This window comes from Rhizobacter sp. P3_C12, assembly GCF_056402735.1.
In genome coordinates this window covers 1-1,436 of the sequence record NZ_JBFUGW010000572.1, presented here as the reverse complement: position 1 = coordinate 1,436, position 1,436 = coordinate 1, and the positions used below count along the sequence as shown (strand labels likewise).

Here is a 1,436-nt window from a genome sequence, read left to right as displayed (position 1 = left end):
CCAGCGCGCCTTCATGCCGCCACCTCGGCTTCGACCGGCGCCGCGCGCCGTGGTGGCACCGGGGCAAAGTACCCCACCACCAGCAGCAGCACGCCGACCACGATGAAGGACACGATGCGGTACAGCCCGCCCTGGTCGGCCAGCTCGACGAAGAACAGCTTCAGCACGACGATGCCCAGCAGCCCCGCGCCGACGATCCACACCGTGCGCAGCACGCGCCGGTGGCCCAGCAGCATCAACCCGACGCCGACCAGCGACCAGGCCACCGACAGCATCGCCTGCGTCAGCGTCGACGCGAACAGCGAAGCCTCGTCCCACGGCACCTCGGCCGCGTGGTGGGCCAGGCGCAGCACCAGCCCGGTGTAGACCGCGAAGGCGCTCAGGCCCAGCACACCGAGCACGGCCGCCGGCGGCACGCGCTCGCGCACCGGCTGCGGCAGCGCGCGCAGCCACAGCGCCAGCACCAGCAGCGCGAGGCACTGCCCGATCTCCAGCGGGTTCAGCAGCGGCAGGTACGGCAGCGGCGCGGCCGTGCCGTCGTGCGCGTTCGCGCCCCACACCCACAGCAGCAGGCCGAGTGCGAGCGGCGCGGCGCCGACCACCAGGTAGGCCTCGCGGAAATCGGCCACCGGCCAACGGCGCAGCACCGCCGGCCGCGTCAATGCGAACACCGCGGCGGCGATCACCGGCACCCAGCCGAGCACGCGCCAGGCCGAGCCGGGCTCGCCCGCGTCGAACAGATGCACCGCCAGCTCGCCCGCCGCCACGCCGACGAACAGCCACAGCCCGAGCACGTGCACGGCCTGCAGCGGCCAGCCACCAAGCCACGCCGCCTGCCGGCGCAGCAGCAGCACATGCCAGAGCAGCGCCACCGGCCACGCCAGCCAGCCCAGGTGGGCCGACGGCGTGATCTCGAGTGCCGCCATGCCGAGCGCGACCAGCACCAGCGCCGGCAGCGTCAGCGCGGTGGCCTGCCCGAGCACGCGCCACTGGCGCCACACCGCGAGCATCGTCGCGAGCAGCGAACTCGCGACCACGCAGCCGACCAGCGCCGCCGGCCAGCCGTCCAGCGCATCGGCCTCGCGCAGCAGGTGCAGCACCTGCGGCACCAGCATCAGGCCCCACCACACCAACGCCCAGGCGACGATGCCCCATTGCACGAGCATCTCCCGTGTCCACCGCAATGCTGCAGCGGCCTCGGGCCGCGCCGCGCGCTGCAGCGCATCGCCGGCCAGCAAGCCGGTCAGCGCGAGGACCAACGGCAGCCCCAGGCGCAGACCGCCGAACGGCGCATGCGCCAGCAGGTCCGGCCCGAAGGCCAGCGTCGCCACGGCAGCAGCCGCCTGCAACAGCAGCCAGCCGAGCGCGAGCGCCGGGTGCGCGATGCGCAGGCCGAGCCACAGCGCACCGACGCCCAGCCACGGCCACACCAGTGC

1 protein-coding gene is annotated in these 1,436 nt (G+C 74.4%); it reads right to left on the bottom strand.

Annotation, left to right across the window (positions count from 1 at the left end; all coding sequences use genetic code 11):
* Positions 1–11: 11 nt before the first annotated feature.
* Positions 12–1,436: DUF2339 domain-containing protein (locus AC1DXV_RS34590; protein WP_477938042.1), on the bottom strand; the 1,425-nt coding region annotated here is incomplete at its 5' end.